The organism is Paraburkholderia kururiensis, from assembly GCF_034424375.1.
Classification (GTDB): Bacteria; Pseudomonadota; Gammaproteobacteria; order Burkholderiales; family Burkholderiaceae; genus Paraburkholderia; species Paraburkholderia kururiensis_A.
Genome location: NZ_CP139965.1, coordinates 4180310 through 4199434, shown reverse-complemented (window position 1 = coordinate 4199434; position 19125 = coordinate 4180310). Strand labels below are relative to the sequence as shown.

At 64.6% G+C, this 19125-nt stretch carries 19 protein-coding genes; 10 read left to right on the top strand and 9 right to left on the bottom strand.

From position 1 onward, the window contains the following. Positions 1-15: 15 nt before the first annotated feature. The gene (locus U0042_RS18890) at positions 16-2322 is read left to right on the top strand and encodes a tetratricopeptide repeat protein (RefSeq protein ID WP_114813796.1); all 2307 of its coding nucleotides are present in this window, start codon (positions 16-18) and stop codon (positions 2320-2322) included. Next, positions 2319-4292 (top strand): tetratricopeptide repeat protein, encoded by a 1974-nt coding sequence (locus U0042_RS18885; protein WP_114813794.1) that lies wholly within the window; start codon positions 2319-2321, stop codon positions 4290-4292. Before U0042_RS18890 ends, U0042_RS18885 begins: the two co-directional genes overlap by 4 nt. A 173-nt stretch (positions 4293-4465) precedes the next feature. Here the strand turns inward: U0042_RS18885 and fliT are convergent, their stop codons facing one another. From fliT to U0042_RS18870, 3 genes are all read right to left on the bottom strand, one after another. Next, positions 4466-4762 carry a flagellar protein FliT gene (fliT, locus tag U0042_RS18880; protein ID WP_114813962.1) on the bottom strand — a complete coding sequence of 99 codons (297 nt, stop codon included), beginning with the start codon at positions 4760-4762 and terminating at the stop codon, positions 4466-4468. 43 nt (positions 4763-4805) lie between these two features. Next, on the bottom strand, positions 4806-6239 hold the full coding sequence (fliD, locus tag U0042_RS18875) for a flagellar filament capping protein FliD (RefSeq protein WP_114813792.1): 1434 nt from the start codon (positions 6237-6239) through the stop codon (positions 4806-4808). A 251-nt stretch (positions 6240-6490) separates the two neighbouring features. Continuing rightward, positions 6491-7309 (bottom strand): flagellin domain-containing protein, encoded by an 819-nt coding sequence (locus U0042_RS18870; protein WP_042303184.1) that lies wholly within the window; start codon positions 7307-7309, stop codon positions 6491-6493. 281 nt (positions 7310-7590) lie between these two features. On the opposite strand from U0042_RS18870, the gene U0042_RS18865 reads away from it, so the two are divergent. Then, positions 7591-8532, top strand: coding sequence for an aldo/keto reductase (locus tag U0042_RS18865; protein WP_114813790.1), 942 nt, complete (start codon positions 7591-7593; stop codon positions 8530-8532). A gap of 372 nt (positions 8533-8904) precedes the next feature. After that, positions 8905-9117 (top strand): 30S ribosomal protein S21, encoded by a 213-nt coding sequence (gene rpsU, locus U0042_RS18860; RefSeq protein WP_017772172.1) that lies wholly within the window; start codon positions 8905-8907, stop codon positions 9115-9117. Between the two features lie 234 nt (positions 9118-9351). Here the strand turns inward: rpsU and U0042_RS18855 are convergent, their stop codons facing one another. Then, complete coding sequence (locus U0042_RS18855) at positions 9352-9777, bottom strand: hypothetical protein (protein WP_114813788.1); 426 nt, start codon at positions 9775-9777, stop codon at positions 9352-9354. Positions 9778-10255: 478 nt separating this feature from the next. Beyond that, positions 10256-10852, bottom strand: coding sequence for a DNA-3-methyladenine glycosylase I (locus U0042_RS18850; RefSeq protein ID WP_114813786.1), 597 nt, complete (start codon positions 10850-10852; stop codon positions 10256-10258). A 190-nt stretch (positions 10853-11042) separates the two neighbouring features. Between U0042_RS18850 and U0042_RS18845 the strand changes: the two genes are divergently transcribed. After that, positions 11043-11927 carry a BadF/BadG/BcrA/BcrD ATPase family protein gene (locus U0042_RS18845; RefSeq protein ID WP_114813784.1) on the top strand — a complete coding sequence of 295 codons (885 nt, stop codon included), beginning with the start codon at positions 11043-11045 and terminating at the stop codon, positions 11925-11927. 116 nt (positions 11928-12043) lie between these two features. Further along, positions 12044-12865 carry a Cof-type HAD-IIB family hydrolase gene (locus U0042_RS18840; RefSeq protein ID WP_114813782.1) on the top strand — a complete coding sequence of 274 codons (822 nt, stop codon included), beginning with the start codon at positions 12044-12046 and terminating at the stop codon, positions 12863-12865. A gap of 176 nt (positions 12866-13041) precedes the next feature. Here the strand turns inward: U0042_RS18840 and U0042_RS18835 are convergent, their stop codons facing one another. The 3 genes from U0042_RS18835 to aqpZ all read right to left on the bottom strand — a co-directional run bounded on the left by U0042_RS18835 (position 13042) and on the right by aqpZ (position 15381). Then, a complete protein-coding gene (locus U0042_RS18835) occupies positions 13042-13356 on the bottom strand; it encodes a hypothetical protein (protein ID WP_114813780.1) in 315 nt (104 codons plus the stop codon). Positions 13357-13694: 338 nt separating this feature from the next. Beyond that, positions 13695-14366 carry a histidine phosphatase family protein gene (locus tag U0042_RS18830; protein WP_114813961.1) on the bottom strand — a complete coding sequence of 224 codons (672 nt, stop codon included), beginning with the start codon at positions 14364-14366 and terminating at the stop codon, positions 13695-13697. Positions 14367-14634: 268 nt separating this feature from the next. After that, a complete protein-coding gene (aqpZ, locus tag U0042_RS18825) occupies positions 14635-15381 on the bottom strand; it encodes an aquaporin Z (RefSeq protein ID WP_114813778.1) in 747 nt (248 codons plus the stop codon). A 279-nt stretch (positions 15382-15660) separates the two neighbouring features. Here aqpZ and U0042_RS18820 point away from each other — a divergent pair, with 279 nt between their 5' ends. Beyond that, positions 15661-15960: an H-NS histone family protein gene (locus tag U0042_RS18820; protein WP_114813776.1), complete on the top strand. Its 300-nt coding sequence runs from the start codon at positions 15661-15663 to the stop codon at positions 15958-15960. A 324-nt stretch (positions 15961-16284) separates the two neighbouring features. Here U0042_RS18820 and U0042_RS18815 read toward each other — a convergent pair whose 3' ends face one another. Next, complete coding sequence (locus tag U0042_RS18815) at positions 16285-17349, bottom strand: glycosyltransferase family 4 protein (RefSeq protein WP_114813774.1); 1065 nt, start codon at positions 17347-17349, stop codon at positions 16285-16287. Between the two features lie 365 nt (positions 17350-17714). Between U0042_RS18815 and U0042_RS18810 the strand changes: the two genes are divergently transcribed. The 3 genes from U0042_RS18810 to flhC are packed head-to-tail and all read left to right on the top strand — an operon-like array spanning position 17715 to position 18966. Further along, complete coding sequence (locus U0042_RS18810) at positions 17715-18065, top strand: hypothetical protein (protein ID WP_157977876.1); 351 nt, start codon at positions 17715-17717, stop codon at positions 18063-18065. After that, positions 18043-18369, top strand: a complete 327-nt coding sequence (gene flhD, locus U0042_RS18805) for a flagellar transcriptional regulator FlhD (RefSeq protein WP_114813772.1) — start codon at positions 18043-18045, stop codon at positions 18367-18369. The genes U0042_RS18810 and flhD overlap by 23 nt, the downstream gene beginning before the upstream one ends. A gap of 45 nt (positions 18370-18414) precedes the next feature. Further along, on the top strand, positions 18415-18966 hold the full coding sequence (gene flhC / locus U0042_RS18800; protein WP_114813770.1) for a flagellar transcriptional regulator FlhC: 552 nt from the start codon (positions 18415-18417) through the stop codon (positions 18964-18966). The last annotated feature ends 159 nt before the right edge of the window (positions 18967-19125 follow it).

Below are 19125 nucleotides of genomic sequence, written 5' to 3'. Positions count from 1 at the left end.
ATACACGGACACCCCATGCATGACATCGGCCGGCTGCTGAACACGGCGCTCGCGCACCACCAGGCCGGGCGCCTCGGCGACGCTCACAGCCTCTATCAGCAGATTCTTCGCGTGCAGCCGAAGCACCCTGATGCGCTGCACTTCATGGGCCTGCTCGCGTGCCAGCTTGCACAGCACGAGGCGGGCATCGTGCTGATTCGCGAATCGATTGCTGCGAACCCGAGCCCGATCTACTACAACAACCTCGGCAACATGCTGCGCGAGCATGGTCGGCTGCCCGATGCCATCGACGCCTATCGGCAGGCCATTGCGCGCAAGCGCGACTACGCGGAAGCGCACAACAACCTGGGCAATGCGCTGCGCGAGTCCGGCGATGCGGCCGCCGCGATGCAAAGCTGCGCGCAGGCCATCGAACTGCGGCCAGGCTATGCCGAGGCCTACAACAACCTCGGCAACGCGCTGAAGGACATGGGGCAGCTGGACGCAGCCGCAGCGAGTTACCGCAAGGCGATTGCGGCGAAGCGCGATTTCAGCGAAGCGCACAACAACCTGGGCAACATGCTGAAGGCGCAAGGGCAGATCGACGCGGCCATCGCATGCTATCGGGCGGCCATTGCCTGTGCGCCGCAACTCGCGGTCGCGCACGACAGCCTGGCCGGCGCGCTCATGCATCAAGGCGATATCGACGGCGCCATCGAAAGTTACCGGCACGTCGCGGCGCTTCAGCCGCAGGTGGCCGCGGCGCACAACACGCTCGGCAATGCGCTGAACGCGGCGGGTCGCGTGGGCGAGGCGGTGCCGTGCTACGAGCGCGCCATCGCGTTGCAGCCTGATTTTCCCGATCCGTATCACAACCTCGCGAATGCACTCAAGCGCGTGGGGCGGCCCGAACAGGCGCTTCAATACGCGCAGCGCGCCATCGCGCTGCGTCACGACTCGCCGTCGTTTCACAACAACCTGGGCACCATTCTCGCGGACCTCAATGCCTTCGATGCCGCCGTCGAAAGCTATCGCAAAGCGCTCGCGCTGAATCCCGATTTCGCGGAGTCGCATACGTGCGTGCTGTTCGGGCAGTCGTATTGCGCGGGTTGGTCGGCGAATGCGCATCTCGCGGACGCACGCTATTTCGGCGAACGCATGACGGCGCGAGCAAAGCCTTTCGACGCGTGGCCCGCGCTCGCGGACGGTGCGGATGCGGCGCAGGGCAAACGTCCGCTGCGCATCGGCTTCGTCTCGGCGGACTATCGCAAGCATCCGGTGGGCTACTTCCTGGAAAGCGTGCTGCGGCACCTCGACCGTACGCGTATCGAGCCGCTCGCGTACTCCAACGGCTTGCAGTACGACGAACTGACGGCGCGCCTGAAGCCGCAATTCGCCGCGTGGCAGGCCATCAACGAGATGAGCGACGAAGCCGTGGCGCGCCTCGTTCACGACGACCGCGTCGATATCCTCGTCGATCTTTCGGGGCATACCGGACGAAACCGCCTGCCCGTTTTCACGTGGCGCCCCGCGCCGCTCCAGGTGAGCTGGCTCGGCTATTTCGCGACCACGGGGCTCGCGCAGATCGACTACATCGTGGGCGACCGCTACGTGACGCCGCCCGAAGAGGAATCGCATTTCGTGGAGCGCGTGTGGCGGCTGCCGGACAGCTACCTCTGCTTCACGCTGCCCGCCGCCGACGTGCCGGTGGGCCCGTTGCCCGCGCTCTCGGCGCCGACGGGCGAGGTCACGTTCGGCTGCTTCAACAACCACAAGAAGCTCAACGACGGCGTGGTGCCGGTGTGGTCGCGCGTGCTGCATGCGGTGCCGGGTTCGCGGCTGCTGTTGAAGAACCACCAGCTCGCCGAACCGAAACTGCGCGAGCAGACGCTTGCGCGCTTCGCGGCCCACGGCGTGGGCGCGGACCGGCTGCTGCTCGAAGGGCCGTCGTCGCGCGATGCCTACTTCGCCGCGTTCAATCGCGTGGACATCGCGCTCGATCCGTTTCCCTACCCCGGCGGCACGACGAGCGTAGAAGGGCTCTGGATGGGCGTGCCCGTGCTGAGTCGCCGTGGCGACCGCTTCCTCTCGCATCTGGGCGAGACCGTGCTGCACACGGCGGGCCTGCCCGAATGGATTGCCACCGACGATGACGACTACGTCGCCCGCGCCGTGGCGTTCGCGCGCGATCTGCCGGCGCTCGCGGCGCTGCGTGCGGGCTTGCGTGAGCGCATCGTGGGCTCGCCGCTGTGCGACGCGCCGCGCTTCGCCAGAAATCTGGAAGCCGCGTTTGCGCAGATGTGGGAGCGTCGGCTCGCGCAAGGCATGGAGAGCACGCAATGAATGCAGGTGTGATGGACACGCCATCGCAGTGGGTCGAAAAGGGCCTGACGTTCCACCATGCAGGTCGGCTCGACGAGGCGCGCGCACTCTACGAACGCGCGCTGCAACAGACGCCGCGGCATGCCGATGCGCTGCATCTGCTCGGCGTGATCGCGATGCAGCAGGCCCGCTATGCCGACGCGCTCGACCTGATGGCGCGCGCTATCGAAATCAGCCCGCAGGCGATGTACTACGACAACCTGGGCTGCGCGTTGCGCGGCTGGGGCAAGCTGGAAGCGGCGGCGGAGAGTCACCAGCAGGCGCTGGCGCTCGACCCCGGCAGCGCAAGCGCGCACAACAACCTCGGTCTCGTGCTGTTGCAGATGCGCTTGCCCGCCGCCGCGGCGGCGAGTTTTCGCCGCGCCGTGGAATGCCGGCCCAACTTCGCGGACGCGCACTGCAATCTCGGCAACGTGCTGCGCGAGATGGGCGACCTGGAGCGCGCCGCGGAGCACTGCCGCACGGCGATTGCGCTGAAGCCTACGCTGGGCGAAGCGCACAACAATCTGGGCAACGCGCTCAAGGAGCAGGGCAAGCTGGCCGAGGCCGCCATCTGCTATCGCCAGGCGCTTGCGCTGATTCCGCACGACGCGCAGGTGCCGCTCAACCTCGGCATCGTGTTGCGCGAGCAGGGGCAGCATGAGGCGGCCATCGAGTGCTTCAAGCAGGCGGTGACGCTGCAACCCGCGTGGCACAACGCGTGGGGGAATCTGCTCTTCAGCCTGAGCTTCGCCGAAGGCACGTCGCCTGAGCAGTACCTCGCGGCGGCCATCGAATACGGCACGCGCGCCGCCGCGCAGGCGCGGCCCTACACGGACTGGCTCACGCGCAGCGCCGACGCCGGGCCGCTGCGTATCGGCTTCGTGTCGGGCGACCTGAGAACGCATCCGGTGGGCTTCTTCCTGGAAGGTGTGTTGGGTCAACTGGACCGAACGCGCGTGGAATTGCTCGCCTACACGACGAAGCCGAACGAAGACGACCTCACCGCGCGCATCAAGCCGCTTTTCAGCGGCTGGCGCAGTCTGATAGGACTCACCGACGAAGCCGTCGCACGCACCATTCGCGACGACGGCATCCACATCCTGCTCGATCTGGCGGGGCACACCGACGGCAGCCGCGTGTCGGTATTCGCGTGGAAGCCGGCGCCCGTGCAAGCAAGCTGGATCGGCTATTTTGCGTCGACCGGCCTTGCCGCCATCGACTACGTGCTCGGCGACGATTGCGTGCTGCCCGCGAACGAAGCGCATCACTTCATCGAGCGCCCGTGGCGTCTGCCGCGCGGGTATCTGTGCTTCACGCCGCCGGTCGAAGTGGCGAGCGACGCGGACACGGAGCGCGCCCGCCCGTTCACGTTCGGCAGCTTCGGCGACCTCGTGAAGGTCAACGATCGCGTGACGGCAGTGTGGGCGCAGATTCTGCGCGAGGTGCCGGATGCGCGTCTGTTCCTGAAGGCGAAGCAGCTCGGCGACGAAACCGAACGGCGCGCCACGCTGGCGCGCTTCGCGGCGCACGGCATCGAAGGCTCACGGATCGTGATGGAAGGCGCCTCGCCGCGTGCCGACTATCTCGCGGCGTACCGGCGCGTGGACATCACGCTGAGCACGTTCCCGTACCCCGGCGGCACGACGACGGCCGAAAGCCTTTCGATGGGCGTGCCCGTACTTTGCCGGCGCGGCGACCGCTTCCTCGCGCATCTGTGCGAGACGGTGGTGACGAGCGCGGGTCTCGAAGACTGGATCGCGGCCGACGACGAAGACTACGTCGCGAAGGCCGTCGCTCAGGCACGCGACCGCGAACGCCTCGCGGCGTGGCGGGCAGGGCTTGCGGCACGCGTGCAGGCTTCGCCGCTCTGCGACGCACCGCGCTTTGCGCGCACGCTGGAGGCCGCGTTCGAAGCGATGTGGCGCGCGCAAACGGGCGTAGGCGCATAGGCGCGTCCGCTTATAGCCGAGGCCTACGCCGCCTCTCGAGATAAAGCCGGAAAGAAAAAAGCCGCATTGCTGCGGCTTTCAGGGTGAATCGATATTCCCGCATTTCGTATGCGGTTGTGCTGGTTGTTCCCGTTATGCCGTGCCGGAGCGCGTTCGCTCTGGCGTCGCGTACCTCAAAGCTTTCCCGTCTGCTGATAGAAGCCCGCCGCGGCGATGCGCGTCAACGCGTCGCCGAGCTGGTTCGTCATGACGTCGCGGCCGGCCGTGGCGTGCCCCGTGATGGCGGCGTCGAACTGCTGGATCGCGCGAATCTTCGCCATCGCCTCGGGCGGCTGGTCCGCCGTGAGCGACATGATGAAGGGCGAGCGTTCCTCGGCCAGCTGGGCCGCGCGCAGCCAGTCGCCGGCCGACGCCGCGGCGCTCATGGCCTCGGTCAGTTCGTATGCGCGATCAAGCGATTGCTGTGACATCTGTTTCATCCTCGACGGGTTCGTCAGTGAGGCAGGTGAAGCGTTACGCCGTCTTGTTCAGCGTGCCGGCGCTGCCGTTGCCGCCGAACAGCTGGTTCAGGTACGTGGTGTTGCTCTGCATCGTCGTCATCAGCGTGTTGAGCGCGGTGAACTGCGCGTTGTACTGGCTGGTGAGCGTCGCCTGGTACGCGGTCAGATCGCTTTGCTGTTGCGTCAGGTTCGAGAGGTCCGAATTGAGCGCCGACGTGCGCTGGCTGATCATGCCGCCAGCCTGCGTGTACTGGTTCGCGTAGGTGTTGAGCGTCGTGCCGATGCCGTTCGTGGTGTTGAACAGTGCGGACACCGTGCTCGGGTTCGACGTGACCGCCGTCTGCAGCGTCGTGCTGTCGATCTTGATCGTGCCGTCGGGCTGGAGATCGAGGCCGATGGAAGCCAGGCTGTAGGTCGAGCCGCCCGTCGTCACGCCGCCGCTGATGATGCTCGCGAGGCCGTTCACGGCCGAGTTCGTCATTGCGTCGCCCAGCAGGGGGCCGGCCGTCGCGCTGCTCGTCGACGAAGCGGCGCTGTAGGACGTGAGCGACGACGTGGTCGAGACCCACGAGTTGTAGGCGTTGACGAAGTTGGTGATCGCGGTGACGGAGGCGTTGGTGTCGTTTGCCACAGTCAGCGTCTGCGTGGTGCCCACCGCTGCGCTCGTGAGGTTCAGCGTGATGCCCGTGAGCGCGGTGGTGTTGGTGTTGCTCGCGCTCGTGACAGCGTTGCCGTCGATGGTGAACTTCGCGTCCTGAGCGCCCGTGACCTGCGTGAAGCTCGACGTGTTGAGACCCGAATCCACACCGCTGCCCGCCGAAATGGACACCGTGTTCGCGGCGCCCGTGGCGTTGGACGTGAGCACGAGGTGCTGGCCGTCCGCGGCGGTAATGACGGTGGCGGTGACGCCGGGGTTGTTCGATGCGTTGTTGATGGTCGCAGCGAGGCCGCTCAGCGTGTTGTTCGCCGACGTGAGGTTCACGCTCATCGACGTGCCGCCCACGCCGACCGTTACCGTGCCGGTGCCGAGCGTCGCGTTGCTCGCATAGGCGCCCGACGAAATCTTGTTGGCCGTCGCGATCTGCGTCACGTTGATGGAGTACGAGCCGGCGACAGCGACGCCGTTTTTCGGTGTTGCGGTGATGCCGGTGCCCGAGAGGCTCGCCGTCAACTGCGTGAGCGAGGTGCCGTCTGAGAGGCCGGAAAGATTGGTTTGCAGTGCTGCAAGCGACGACTGGATCTGGCCGATGGCCGACAGTTCGGTGTTGTCGCTCGTCTGCGCGTTCGTGAGGGTCGCGGCCTGGCCCGCGGTCTTCGCGGTTACGAGGGCCGAGACGAGCGAGTTCACGTCGAGCGTCGACTTGGTCGCGCCGCTGATAACGGACTGCGCCGCTTGCGCGAGCAGTGAGCTCACATCGGTGGAGGTCGTCGAGGTGGTCGTGGTCATGCGTAGCTCCGTTCGTAACGAGCGGGTCAGGTCGCGGCGCCCGGATGGAGGCAGGGGTGTGTCCGTTTCCGGTCGAATGCCTGCGGGTTACTGTCATGCGGACAATGCACATCGGGAGGCCGTGCCTCCCGATGCCGCTGTTCGCGTTGTTTCTTTCATACCGCCGCGCCTTGCGTGCTGTCTGTTGCGTGCTGCCGAAGGCGCGGCGCCGGACACGCGGCCGCAAGCGGCGCGCGCCCGGAAGGTCAGGCTTACTGCAGGAGCTTCAGCACTTGCTGCGGCAGCGAGTTCGCTTGTGCGAGCACCGAGATACCGGCTTGTTGCAGCACTTGCGCCTTCGAGAGGTTCGCCGTTTCCGAAGCGAAGTCCGCGTCGACGATCTGCGACTGTGCGGCGCTCAGGTTGGTCGATTCCGTCTGCGTGTTCGTGATGGCCGACTGGAACGTGTTCTGCGTTGCACCGAGCGTTGCCTGGAAGTTGTTGACTTGCGCCAGCGCTGCGTCGATGGCGGTGATCGCGTTCTGTGCGCCCGACGTCGTCGAGATGTCGATGCCCGACACGCCCAGGCCCGACGCGTTCCACGTGGTCGAACCGAAGTTCGCCGTGATGGTCTGGTTGGCCGATGCGCCGATCTGGAAGTTCACGCTGCCGAGGCCGCCCAGCACGCTCTGGCCGTTGAACGTGGTTTGCGTTTCAACGCGGTTGATTTCCGTCAGACGCGTCGTGACTTCGGTCTGCAGGTTCGCTTGCGCTGCCGAGCCGAGCGAGCCGTCGCCCGATTCCACGGCCAGCTGGCGGATACGCTGCAGGTTGGCCACGGTCGACGAGATCGCGCCCGAAGCCGTTTGCACCATCGAGATGCCGTTGTTCGCGTTCATCACGCCCTGGTTCAGCGCGTTGATGGCGGCGGTTTGCGTGGTGGCGATGGCGAGGCCGGCGGCGTCGTCGGCGGCGGTGTTCACGCGCTTGCCCGAGGACAGACGCGTGATGGCTTGCGACAGGGCGCTTTGCGAGCCCGACAGGTTCGTCTGCGTCGTCAACGACAGAATGTTGGTGTTGATGTTCAGCATTTGCTTCCTCGTTTGGTATGTGCCTCGGATGTAGGCTGGTTTGGTTGTAGACGGCGCGCTTCTTGGCTGGCGCTGACCGTCTTTCCTGGTTGTCGGCGGCGGCTGCGGAAAACTTTAGGAAACTTGCGCCACAAATTGGGGGGCGAACTTACGCCAGGCTTGCGGCCGGGGCCGCGGGGCGGGCGCGTGTGACTGTTACGGGCCGTTGCGGGCGGGACTGTGAGGCCTGGCGAGGCGGCGTATGCTGAACGTTCGGTCAACGGGACTCGTGGGGTTTTGTCATGCAGAAACGCACCATTGGTACTTCGTCGCTACAGGTCGCGCCGCTGATGTTCGGCGGCAACGTGTTCGGCTGGACGATCGACGAGGCAACCTCGTTCTCCATCCTCGATGCATTTGCGGACGCGGGGCTCGACTTCATCGACACCGCCGACGTCTATTCGGCCTGGGTGCCCGGTAACGAAGGCGGCGAGTCGGAGACGATCATCGGCAAGTGGCTCGCGAAGAGCGGCAAGCGCGACAAGATCGTGCTCGCGACCAAGGTGGGCAAGCACGCGAAGCGGCGCGGGCTCTCGGCAGGAAACATCCTTCTGGCGGTGGAAGATTCCTTGCGGCGCCTGCAGACGGATTACGTCGACGTCTATTTCTCGCACGAAGACGACGGCGAGACGCCGCTTGCAGAGACGCTCGGCGCGTACCAGCGGCTGATCGAGGCGGGCAAGGTGCGGGTAATCGGCGCCTCCAACTACAGCGGGGCGCGGCTGGAAGAGGCGCTGGAGGTGTCGCGGCGCAACGGTCTGCCGCAATATCAGTTGGTCCAGCCTGAATACAACCTGTACGACCGGGCCGGCTATGAGGCGGACATCGAGCCTGTCGCGCTGGCACAACGGCTGGGCGTCGTGCCGTACTACAGTCTCGCGAGCGGGTTCCTGACGGGAAAATACCGATCTCGCGCGGATCTGGCGAAAAGTGCGCGGGGCAGCCGCGTGGAGCGGTATCTGGACCATCGCGGCATGCGCATCCTCGGCGCGCTCGATAGCGTGGCGGAGCGCCGTGGCTCGACGCCGGCGGCGGTGGCGCTTGCGTGGCTGATCGCGCGGCCCAGCGTTACGGCCCCTATTGCGAGCGCGACCTCGCTCGCGCAACTCGAGAGCCTGGTGGCGGCCGTTCACCTGAAGCTCGATCCGGCCGATATTCAGGCGCTGAATGACGCCAGCGCTTGAGCGGCGCAGTGAGTATCGGCCCCTGGGCACGACGCAAGTGCCTGAGCGGACTGACGAAAGTGTGGCCGGAGCCCGGTTTTTCTGCTATCCTACCCGGCGAATTGAGATCCTTGCCCGGTTTGGTCGCCCGCTGTTACAGCGGTTTTGGCAGCCGAATTGCTAGCCAAACCGGCGGTCAGGCGTGGAGTTACGTGTAGTTGCAAGACGCGTCTGACCGCGTTCCGCAGTGAACTCCCCACTTCTCTATTCCGGCCTCCGTGGCCGCCTTGCCTTTCGCTCCAATGTGGCATCGCCGCGCTGGATCGACCGGAGGGCCGGTGCGTGGGCGGCATTGCCGCCACGCCTTGAACCGTAAATTGACTCAGGAATGACATGACGACGATTGTTTTGAAGGAAAACGAGCCGTTCGAAGTGGCCATGCGCCGCTTCCGCCGCACCATCGAAAAGAATGGGCTGATCGCCGAACTGCGCGAGCGCCAGTCTTACGAAAAGCCGACCGCTGTGCGCAAGCGCAAGAAGGCGGCTGCGGTGAAGCGTCTGCACAAGCGTCTGCGCAGCCAGATGCTGCCGAAGAAGCTGCACTAAGGCAGTCTTCGCCGGCCACGCCGGCAGGCGGAACGAAAACGGCGGTGCGAGCTCTGTAGCTCGCACCGCCGTTTTTTTATGGGTTCTCTTGGGAGATCGATTGCCTGGTGTTGCTGAGTGGCGTATCGCTGCGTGTGACCAACGTGGCTGGTCGGTCTCGCGTTGAGGTGTCGGCGTTCGCCCCGCCACTCCACGCTTCACCTCAGGGGCAAGCATGCGGCGCGCGAAGCGCCGTTACGCGGCGCTTCTTACGCGGTCAGGCGAAAGCCCAAACTGACGCGCAATGGAGGTGAATCGGTCCTGCCATTCCCACGTGCCGAAGACGTCGTGCACGTTCTGCAGGCAACTGAGCAATTCGACCGTCGTGGGATCGTAGACATTGATGCGTGCACGCAGCAGTGCGCGCTTCAACGCGGCGACGCCGACGTCCATGTACGCAGGCGTTTCGTCGGAAGACTTGCCGATGTAGCGAACGGGAATGCCTTCCATGGCCGTCATGTAGTCGCGCGGCTTGATGAAGCTGCCCACCGGACAGCCTCCGCAGTACCCGCGATAGGCGCCGCCTCCACGCGGCAGCAGCGCAGCGCGCCCCTGGCCGAACAGGTGGCCGACGGCCTGATTGAAGATTTCCTGGTGCGTCAGGAAGTTGAGGTTGCTCATGTGCTGGTCCCCTGCGCCGTGCGCGTAGCCGTTTGTTTGTCTGTAACGGGATGTGGTCAGTATCCTGCGATCGGCGCCGCGCAAAGCTTCGACGAAGCGGACAAAAGTGCTCCAGTTCGACGCATGGATCGCGTGCCCCCGATTACGCGACATGCAACGTCGCGGCGGTCACAGTTATAGCGAGTTGTGGCACAGGAGGCGAAGCGTTCGGTGAGGCGGCAAGCACGCGCTATGCGAGGCGGCGCTAATACAGCCGCCTCGGCGACCCGTGCGAAGGCTTGCCGGGCAAGGCTTTGCTGGCATCGTCGGAGCACTTGTGCGGACTTTCCCCAATGTGGGTTTTCATCGCGCGATAGTGTTGCGCAAACACCGAAAGCCTGGCGCCGCGCGTGGTCCGCGCCTCATCCCTTTCTCATCCAGTAAATGGCGCGGTCCGTGCCTCTGTACGACCCGCACATCGGCCTGCCGCCTCACGCGTTCAACGGGCCTTCTTCGGGCGCATCTTTTTGCCGAGCGCGGCGCAGAGCGCCCGGCACGCGCAGTGGCGTTGATGGTCGTTGACCATGCCCACGGCCTGCATGAAGGCGTAGCAGATCGTGGTGCCCACGAACTTGCAGCCGTAGCGCTTGAGTGCCTTGCTGAGGGCATCGGAGACATCGGTCGAGGCCGGCGCATGGCCGTAGCTCTCCCAATCGTTCTGAATGGGCGAGTGATCGACGAACGACCACACGAAGCTGGCGAGCGAGCCATGCTCGGCGCGAATCTGTTGCACGGCGCGCGCGTTCACGACCACCGATTCGATCTTGGCGCGATTGCGCACGATCGCGGGATTGGCCACCAGCGTCTCGATCTGCTTCGGCGTAAAGCGCGCCACGGCGTCCACGTCGAATTGCGCAAACGCCTGGCGATAGCCTTCGCGCTTGTTCAAGATGGTCGACCACGACAGTCCTGCCTGCGCGCCCTCAAGCACGAGCATTTCAAAGAGATGGCGATCGTCCTGAGACGGCACGCCCCATTCGGTATCGTGGTAGTGCGCGAGCGCTTCGCTTGTTGCCCAGTTGCATCGCTGTGTCACGTGGCGGCCTCCGTCCGTCTGCGCCGATCTTGCGAGGTTTGTCGACCGGCGAGCCAAGCATAGCGGATAGAGCTGGCAGCGCAACCCGGCCGTTCGGCCGATTGCCGGCACGGTTCGGAGCAGATAGTCTCTGCGGCACGGCTCGATGTTTGGCTCAACCTTGCTTTGGCGAGCGGCTCTCGCAATGAACATGGAATCCACTTTCTATCTGGTTGGCGTCGACGGCGGCGGTACGGGTACGCGCGTGGTGCTCGGCGACGCGCAGGGTGTCGAGCTTGCGCAGGCGTCCAGCGGGCCCTCGGGGCTCGGGCTGGGCATCGGCTCCGCATGGCAGGCCATCGAGGCCGGCTGTCGCGACGCCTTTGCTGCGGTGGGCCGCCCGCTCGCCTGGTCTCACTGCGTGCTGGGCTGTGGGCTCGCGGGCGTCAACAATCGCGACTGGCTTGCCGCGTTTCGTGCGCAGGCTCCGCAGGTCGCGGCACTCGCAGTGGAAAGCGACGCGTACACCACATTGCTTGGCGCGCATGGCGGCGCACCGGGCGTGGTGGTGGCGCTGGGCACCGGCAGTATCGCGGCCGTACTGGACGAGGCTGGAGAGTGCCGCATCGCCGGGGGTTACGGCTTTCCGTCAGGAGACGAGGCGAGCGGCGCGTGGTTGGGTTTGCGGGCGGTCGGTTACGCGCAGCAGGCTCTGGATGGGCGCGCGCCCGCCGATGCGTTCGCTGCCGCATTGCTCGAGCAGATGGGCGCGCATGATCGCGACAGTCTGATCGTGTGGCTGTGCGAGGCGAACCAGACGGCGTACGCGCGTCTCGCACCCATCGTGCTGGCGCATCGCACGCATCCATTTGCTGTGAGTCTGCTTGCGCAGGCGGGCGAGGAAATCGGCAAACTTATTGCGGCGCTCGATCCCTCGGGCAGTTTGCCGGCGGCGCTGTGCGGCGGACTGGCTGGGCCGCTGACCCAGTGGGTGCCGGAACGGTATGCCATGCGGCTGCGCGCGCCACTTGCCGATTCGGCCCGCGGCGCGCTGCGCCTCGCACAGCGGGAAGCAGAGAGGCTCGGCATGGCGTGAGCCTTAAGACGCCAGCGCACACCACGCCGCTGAGCGGCGAGCGTCTGGAGAGGCGGCCAGAGAACATCGCCCCTCGGTGCTACCATTTTTGCTTCTCAATCTGCGGGACGTTTTTCATGTATCAGGTCATCGCCACCGATCTCGACGGAACCCTGCTCAACGCCGATCACCAGGTGGACCCGTTTACCGTGGATACCGTGAACCGGCTGGAGGCGAAAGGACTGCAGTTCGTGATCGCGACCGGCCGGCACTATGCCGACGTGGCGGGTATTCGCGAGGTGCTCGGCATCCGCTCGTATCTCATCACGTCCAACGGCGCGCGCGTGCATGCGCCCGACGACACGGTGATTCACGCGCGTAATCTCGAAGCAGCCACCGTGCGACGCATCGTGCAGCCTGAAATCGTGGGCGAGCATGGACGGGTGATCGTGAGCCTTTTCGCCGACGACGCCTGGTTGATCGACCGCGAAGCGCCGAAACTGCTGGCTTTCCACCAGGACTCCGGCTTCACGTATCAGGTGACTGACTTGACGCGGCACAGCGGCGAGGACATTGCGAAGGGGCTCTACGTCGGCGAGCCAGAGGACCTGGCCGAAATCGCGGCGCGCATCGAACGCGAATTTGGCGACGCTGTGTACATCACGTATTCGCTGCCCGATTGCCTGGAAATCATGGCCGCGGGCGTATCGAAGGGTCGCGCGCTTCTGGCGGTGCTGGCGCGGCTTACCGTGGATGCATCACGTTGTGTCGCGTTCGGCGATAACCTGAACGACATCGATCTGCTGGAGACGGCGGGCCATCCGTTTATGATGAACAACGCCAATCCGAAGCTCATTGCTCGCCTGCCGCACGTGCCGCGCATCGGCAATAACTTCGAAGCCGGCGTTGCACACCATCTACGCAAGCTCTTCGAGCTGGATGACGAACTGGCGTCGTAGGAAGGTGACTCGCCGAGGGCGGCCCGGCGAAGAGGGATCCTAAGCGAAGACGGGCTCTGGGCGAAGAGCGACGACCCGCAGAATGGGTAGACAACGCAACGGAGGCGCAGCGTGAGCGCGCATTGCACGCGCTCGATGTTGCGTCGCCCTGGTCGACATCGCTCGGCATTGCCTGGTTAACCGTGCCAGCCCCAGCCGCGGCCGCGATCGCGATCCCAGCCGCCGCGATCGCCGTCACGCCACCCGCGGCCGTCGCGGTCCCACCCACGATGATCCCAGCCGTCGTGCCACCGTGGTCGCCCGTAGTAGACAGGCTGCGGCGCGCTATAAACCGGCGCCGGCGCGACGTAGGCGGGCGCGGGCTGCACATAGACGGGGGCCGGTGCGCCCAGCGAGAGGCCGATGCTGAGGTCCGTGTGTGCCTGGGCGACACCGCACGCTCCAGCTGCGAGACCCGCTGCAACGAGTACTTGAGTGACGATGCGCTTCATGATTGTTCTCCTGTGACGCGACGTGTGTGTCGCACAGGTTCAATCTACGCGCGGCGAGGAGGGCGTTCTGCGACGAGATGTTACGGGGTGCAAGCGAGCGTCGCGGTGCCGAATGGCCGATCCACGAAGGGCCGGCGATGTCCCGCACCTATTGGGGTGGGCCAGGGTACCGCGACACGCGGCGCGACGGACAGTCGTGGCAGTGTGGTGACGCATCGGCTGTCGGCTGGCCAATCACGTTGGCACCCACTGCCGTAAACCAGCCTTACATCTGTACCAGTTCTTTAAATACGATTGAGCCTGAACACCCTCGGTCCGGCATCCGGACGAAAGCGTGCTCAGGGTGCCGACGCAGCCGAAGAACCCGCAGCCGACGACCCAACCGCGTCGCCACCCGGCAGCGCCGCGCACGGGCAGTCCGTTGCCCGGCCGTCCAGCCCTTCGTGGTCGTGCTTGAACGTCGCCTTTGGTGAGCCGCCGCGCCAGTCGAGTTTGACGACGTAGATGCTGTCGAAATCGTTGCTTGCCCACTTCGGCACGTCGGCGGGTGTGCCGCCATGCGCGGACATCAGCTGACGCACCAGTTGTTCGATCAGGCGATGCTCCCACGCAACCACCACGGTCTTATTGCGCCACGCTGGATCCACCAGCGTGTTGCCAAGCTGCTCGATGTGCGAATAGCCGTAGGGCGTTTGAACCGGCATGCCGAACGCGATTGCGGTGGGCTCGATGGTCGCGAGCGGGCGCACATAATTCCATGCATGTCCATTGTCGTTCTTCTTTTCGCCGGGATCGGGCGCGTAGATGGCATCCGGCTTGCCGAACTTCGCCGCGATGACGGCGGGCAGCGCCAGCGCGCGGTTGAGGCCTTGGCAATTGAGCTGTCCGAGTCCTTGGGACGGTTTCTCGCCGTGGCGCACGAACACGAGCGTCTCCACATCGCCCGATGCAGCCCATGCCGCGGCAGGTGCCATCGCGGCGCCAACGCCAGCGGCAAGCCATAACGCCATGGCGGGCAGGAGTGTGGTGGAACGCGGCATGGTGGGCACCGGAGGGGGGATCAAGATCGGACGATTCTAGCAGCGCGCTTCGGCACTTCTTCCCGTTGATCGCCGCACCTGTCGATGCATACTCGCGGCGTGACGGCCGGCGCCAACCCACCCGGAACGGACACAAAAAAGGGCGCCGAAGCGCCCTTTCGTCCATAAGCCCAGTCTGTCGAGCGGGTTTTTTAGCTTCGCTAAAAGCTGTCTCGAATCCCGGCTCACGCAGCGGGAGTTACGCGGCCGACGCGGCGGACACCGCCTGGCCTTCCGGCTTCTTCCCGGCCACGACCGGATAGATCACGCCGGCAATTACGGCGCCGATAATGGGCGCCACCCAGAACAGCCAAAGCTGGCCGATAGCCTCGCCGCCGACGAACAGCGCGGGGCCGGTCGAGCGTGCCGGATTCACCGACGTGTTAGTGACCGGAATGGAGACGAGATGGACGAGCGTGAGGCACAGGCCAATCGCGATCGGGGCGAAGCCGGCCGGCGCGCGCGTGTCCGTGGCGCCCAGAATGACGAAGAGGAAGAACGCCGTCATTACCACTTCACAGATAAACGCGGCGGCGAGCGTGTAATGGCCTGGCGAGTGGTCGCCGTAGCCGTTGGTCGCAAAGCCGCTTGCAACGAGGTCGAAGCCCGGCTTGCCGAGCGCGATCTGCGAGAGCACGAATGCGGCCAGCACGGCGCCTACTACCTGGGCCACGATGTAGGGAATGACGTCCCGTGCCGGAAAGCGCCCCGCAACGGCCAGGCCGACGCTGACGGCCGGGTTCAGATGGCAGCCCGAAATATGCCCGATGGCGTAGGCCATCGTCAGCACGGTAAGGCCAAAGGCGAGCGAGACGCCCACGAAGCCGATACCAAGGCCATGAACCGGCCCTGCGAAATTGGCGGCCAGCACGGCGCTGCCGCAGCCGCCGAAGACCAGCCAGAAGGTGCCGATCAACTCGGCCGCGAGTCGTTTGGACAGATGCATTGTGCTTGATCTCAAGTTAGGTCGATATGACGGCATCGCAAAATGCCAATGCCGAGTGCGCCGGATTCTACGGAGATTGCACGCTGCGGGATGTCAAGGATTGTAAATTCCAGAGAGAAAGCGTTTACTATTTCGCGATACCCTTCAGTAAATTTAACACTTGCCGATAACCAATAATTATCTGACGATATCGGCAGTGCAGTATTATCGTGCATTGCGAATTCCCTTATTTGCGGTTAATCTGCCGCCAACCTGCTTCAAGAAAAAGGGAGAATGGAAATGTCGCAGTACGCAGAACTCAAGGCTCAGATCGCCCAACTCCAGGCTCAGGCCGACGAGGCACGGCGAACTGAAGTGGCGGACGTGATTGCGTCGATCCGCCAGAAAATCGCGGAATACGGCCTGACCGCGCAGGACCTCGGATTCCCCACCGGCGCCCGCCGCGGCCGTCCGCCCAAGAAGGCGCCGCTGCCGCCGCGATACCAGGATCCGAAGACGGGCAGTACGTGGAGCGGTCGGGGCAAGCCGCCCAAGTGGATTGCCGGCAAAAATCGCGAGCGCTTTCTGATTACCCAGTAATTGGTGTGCGGCTGCGCACGCAGCGCGCGGCAACAGGGCCGCTTCGCCTCTTAAGGCGAAGCGGCTTTTTCGTGTTGCCATGCAACCGCTGAATGAAAAAAGCCGCCCTCTATGGACGGCTTTTCATGAAAAATCGACAATCTTTGTCATTTAACGCCAGGCAAACGATTCACTGTCGCAATCGCCTCGTATTTGCACAGACGTTACAGAGCCAGAAGGGCGACGGCATTGCGCCGCCCGCCAGACTTTTTTGGGACCGTAATATGCCGCAAGCTAAAAGACGGGTACGTTTGCAAGCGCGGGCCGGCCTGCACGACCGTCCGCTCAGCCTGCCGCCACCCGCCGCAGCACCGGCCGGCGCGTCGCCTCCAGCAAGGTGGCGTAGCTGTCCAGATAGTTCTGCGCCATGGTCTTCGACGTAAACCGGCGTTCGAACTGTTCGCGGATTGCGTCGCGCGACAGCTCGTCGATATGCGTCAACGCCGCCACGGCGCCCTGCACGTCCTCGACGATATAGCCGGTCACGCCCTGATCGATCACCTCGGGCACCGACCCGCGGTTGAATGCGATGACCGGTGTACCGCAGGCCATCGATTCGATCATCACGAGGCCGAACGGCTCCGACCAGTCGATCGGGAAGAGTAGCGCCTTCGCCCCGGAGAGGAACTCGGGCTTCTGCGCCTCGTTGATCTCGCCGATGAACTCCACGTGCGCCTGCGAGAGCAGCGGCTCGATATCGCGCTTGAAATATTCCTCGTCGACCTTGTCGACCTTCGCCGCGATCTTCAGCGGCAGGCCGCTTTGGGCCGCAATCTTGATGGCCGTGTCGACACGCTTTTCCGGACAGATGCGCCCGAGGAACGCCAGGTACTCCGGCTTGCGGTGCGCCTGCGGTGTCAGCAGTTGCGAGGGCAGGCCGTGGTAGACCGTGTTCAGCCAGTTCGCCTGCTTGAGCGGCTGGCGCTGCGAATCCGAAATCGAAATGACGGGCGCTTCGGAAAACGTATCGAAGACGGGCTGCAGTTCCGGCAGATCCAGGCGGCCGTGCAGCGTGGTCACGAACGGCGTGTCGAGCGAGGAGAACAGCGGGAACGGCAGGTAATCCAGGTGAAAGTGCAGCACGTCGAACTCGTGCGCGACGCGGCGCACCTGCTCGAGCAGCAGCACGTGCGGCGCCATGGCGTCGCGAATGGTCGGATCGAGCCGCAGCGCGCGCGGCCACGCCGCTTCCAGCCTGGCGGAAGTCACGGAATCGCCGCTCGCGAAAAGCGTCACGTCGTGGCCCAGTTCCACCAGGGCTTCGGTCAGATAGGACACGACGCGCTCAGTGCCGCCATACAGCTTCGGCGGGACGGCTTCATATAGCGGCGCGATTTGTGCGATACGCATTCTGTGATCTCCTTGAGAGGGCGACTGTGCCGCGACAGTGTGCGTTCGCACGGCAAAGCAACCGGATAAAAGGGGATGCAACGCACGCGACACGGAGCAAAAAGCTTGCCGCGGTTGCCGGCGCAGGCCGGCCCGTGTCCGATGCAATGTCGGGTTATCCCTTAAGACCCATTATCGGGATTGAGCCGCTCAATTCGAGGTATTTTGCATTCGCTTAATGTTGTTACAGCGCGAAATGGCGCCATGACTCACCGCGCGCGGCGGGGGCGAACGCCTGCACGACAAGGCGCGAAGGGCCGCGCGGCAAGGCGCCGGGAAGGCCTCGTTCACGTCGGCGGCTGTTACAACAGCCGCATGTCCGCCCCATGAAAAATCTCTATAATTCGTGCGCCATGCGCCAAAAAATCGGCGCAAATTCGGCCAAAAATGCCTTTTACATCCGCATTTATCCGGCCGAAGTCTCCAATCCTTTCCTGGCATTACCTTCCAGCCCGGCTGTAGGAAAAAATCTGACAGCATTTATGGAGTTTTCCGGCAACGCGCCGGGGCGTCTGTCCGATTTCCGATCCATTTCCCTTTGGCCACAATGCTCCCACGACCATAAACGGGCCGTTCGCTCTGTCTTGCGCAGAAGCGAGCGAGCAAACGTTTCCGCACCAGGCCTGACCAGCCAGCTTCGATTTCGGGGGAACCATGAGCGCCACCACGACCAGTGACATGCTCACTGAGATCAAGGAAGTGAATCTGTCGTACCTGTTGCTCGCCCAACGTCTGTTGCGCGAAGACAAGCCGATGGGCATGTTCCGCATGGGCATCTCCGAGCAGCTCGCCGACGTTCTGGCCAGCCTCTCGCTCGCGCAGACGGTGCGGCTGGCGGCGTCGAACCAGGTGCCGTGCCGCTTCCGCTTCGACGATCACGCCATTCTTTCCTCGCTTGCCGACAAGGGCAAAACGCTTGCGCACGCGCAAACGCATTCCGCCATCCTGATGGCGGGCCAGCCTGTCGAGCAGATCGGCTGATGCGCGCCCCACGGGCGCTCCACCCGCACACGGGACACGAGGCGCATGGCCTATAAGAGTGTGGTACTCGAGGTCCGCGAGATCACGCTCGCGATCGAGCTGATCGAACTCGGCGCGCGGCTGCAACTGCTCGAAGCCGAGACCGGCCTGTCGCGCGACCGGCTCATCAAGCTGTACAAGGAACTGAAGGGCGTTTCCCCGCCCAAGGGCATGCTGCCGTTCTCGACGGACTGGTTCATGACCTGGCAGCCCAACATCCACTCGTCGCTGTTCTACAACATTTACCGGTTCATGATCGACCACGGCGGCTGCGAGACCATCCAGTCCATCGTGAAGAGCTACCGGCTCTACCTCGAACACGTGCAGTTGCAGGGCGAGGAGCCGGTGCTGAGCCTCACCCGGGCGTGGACACTCGTGCGCTTCTTCGACTCGGGCATGCTGCAGATGACCGGATGCGTGCGCTGCGGCGGACATTTCGTCGCGCACGCCCACGACCCTCAGCAAGGCTTCGTATGCGGTCTGTGCCAGCCGCCGTCGCGCGCGGGCAAGACGAGGAAGCCCGCCATCGCAGCCGAATCGCCGCTGCTCGCCTCCTGAGGCAAAACGCACCGCTCCTTACGCTGGTGAGGTTTTGCACCACCGCGCCTCAAGTAAGCACCCATGAAGCCGTAAAGCAGATACCGCCTGTCGCCCCCGGCAGGCGGGCCGATGCACCGGTCAAGTGCATCGGCAGGTCGGCCTTGACTGGCGGCGTGG

What these genes read in the sequence shown, in the direction of transcription:
- U0042_RS18890 (WP_114813796.1), top strand. Translation starts at nt 16, where the DNA reads ATGCATGACATCGGCCGGCTGCTGAACACGGCGCTCGCGCACCACCAG.
- U0042_RS18885 (WP_114813794.1), top strand. Translation starts at nt 2,319, where the DNA reads ATGAATGCAGGTGTGATGGACACGCCATCGCAGTGGGTCGAAAAGGGC.
- fliT (WP_114813962.1), bottom strand. Translation starts at nt 4,762, where the DNA reads ATGTCACAGCAATCGCTTGATCGCGCATACGAACTGACCGAGGCCATG.
- fliD (WP_114813792.1), bottom strand. Translation starts at nt 6,239, where the DNA reads ATGACCACGACCACCTCGACGACCTCCACCGATGTGAGCTCACTGCTC.
- U0042_RS18870 (WP_042303184.1), bottom strand. Translation starts at nt 7,309, where the DNA reads ATGCTGAACATCAACACCAACATTCTGTCGTTGACGACGCAGACGAAC.
- U0042_RS18865 (WP_114813790.1), top strand. Translation starts at nt 7,591, where the DNA reads ATGCAGAAACGCACCATTGGTACTTCGTCGCTACAGGTCGCGCCGCTG.
- rpsU (WP_017772172.1), top strand. Translation starts at nt 8,905, where the DNA reads ATGACGACGATTGTTTTGAAGGAAAACGAGCCGTTCGAAGTGGCCATG.
- U0042_RS18855 (WP_114813788.1), bottom strand. Translation starts at nt 9,777, where the DNA reads ATGAGCAACCTCAACTTCCTGACGCACCAGGAAATCTTCAATCAGGCC.
- U0042_RS18845 (WP_114813784.1), top strand. Translation starts at nt 11,043, where the DNA reads ATGGAATCCACTTTCTATCTGGTTGGCGTCGACGGCGGCGGTACGGGT.
- U0042_RS18840 (WP_114813782.1), top strand. Translation starts at nt 12,044, where the DNA reads ATGTATCAGGTCATCGCCACCGATCTCGACGGAACCCTGCTCAACGCC.
- U0042_RS18835 (WP_114813780.1), bottom strand. Translation starts at nt 13,356, where the DNA reads ATGAAGCGCATCGTCACTCAAGTACTCGTTGCAGCGGGTCTCGCAGCT.
- U0042_RS18830 (WP_114813961.1), bottom strand. Translation starts at nt 14,366, where the DNA reads ATGGCGTTATGGCTTGCCGCTGGCGTTGGCGCCGCGATGGCACCTGCC.
- aqpZ (WP_114813778.1), bottom strand. Translation starts at nt 15,381, where the DNA reads ATGCATCTGTCCAAACGACTCGCGGCCGAGTTGATCGGCACCTTCTGG.
- U0042_RS18820 (WP_114813776.1), top strand. Translation starts at nt 15,661, where the DNA reads ATGTCGCAGTACGCAGAACTCAAGGCTCAGATCGCCCAACTCCAGGCT.
- U0042_RS18815 (WP_114813774.1), bottom strand. Translation starts at nt 17,349, where the DNA reads ATGCGTATCGCACAAATCGCGCCGCTATATGAAGCCGTCCCGCCGAAG.
- U0042_RS18810 (WP_157977876.1), top strand. Translation starts at nt 17,715, where the DNA reads ATGAAAAATCTCTATAATTCGTGCGCCATGCGCCAAAAAATCGGCGCA.
- flhD (WP_114813772.1), top strand. Translation starts at nt 18,043, where the DNA reads ATGAGCGCCACCACGACCAGTGACATGCTCACTGAGATCAAGGAAGTG.
- flhC (WP_114813770.1), top strand. Translation starts at nt 18,415, where the DNA reads ATGGCCTATAAGAGTGTGGTACTCGAGGTCCGCGAGATCACGCTCGCG.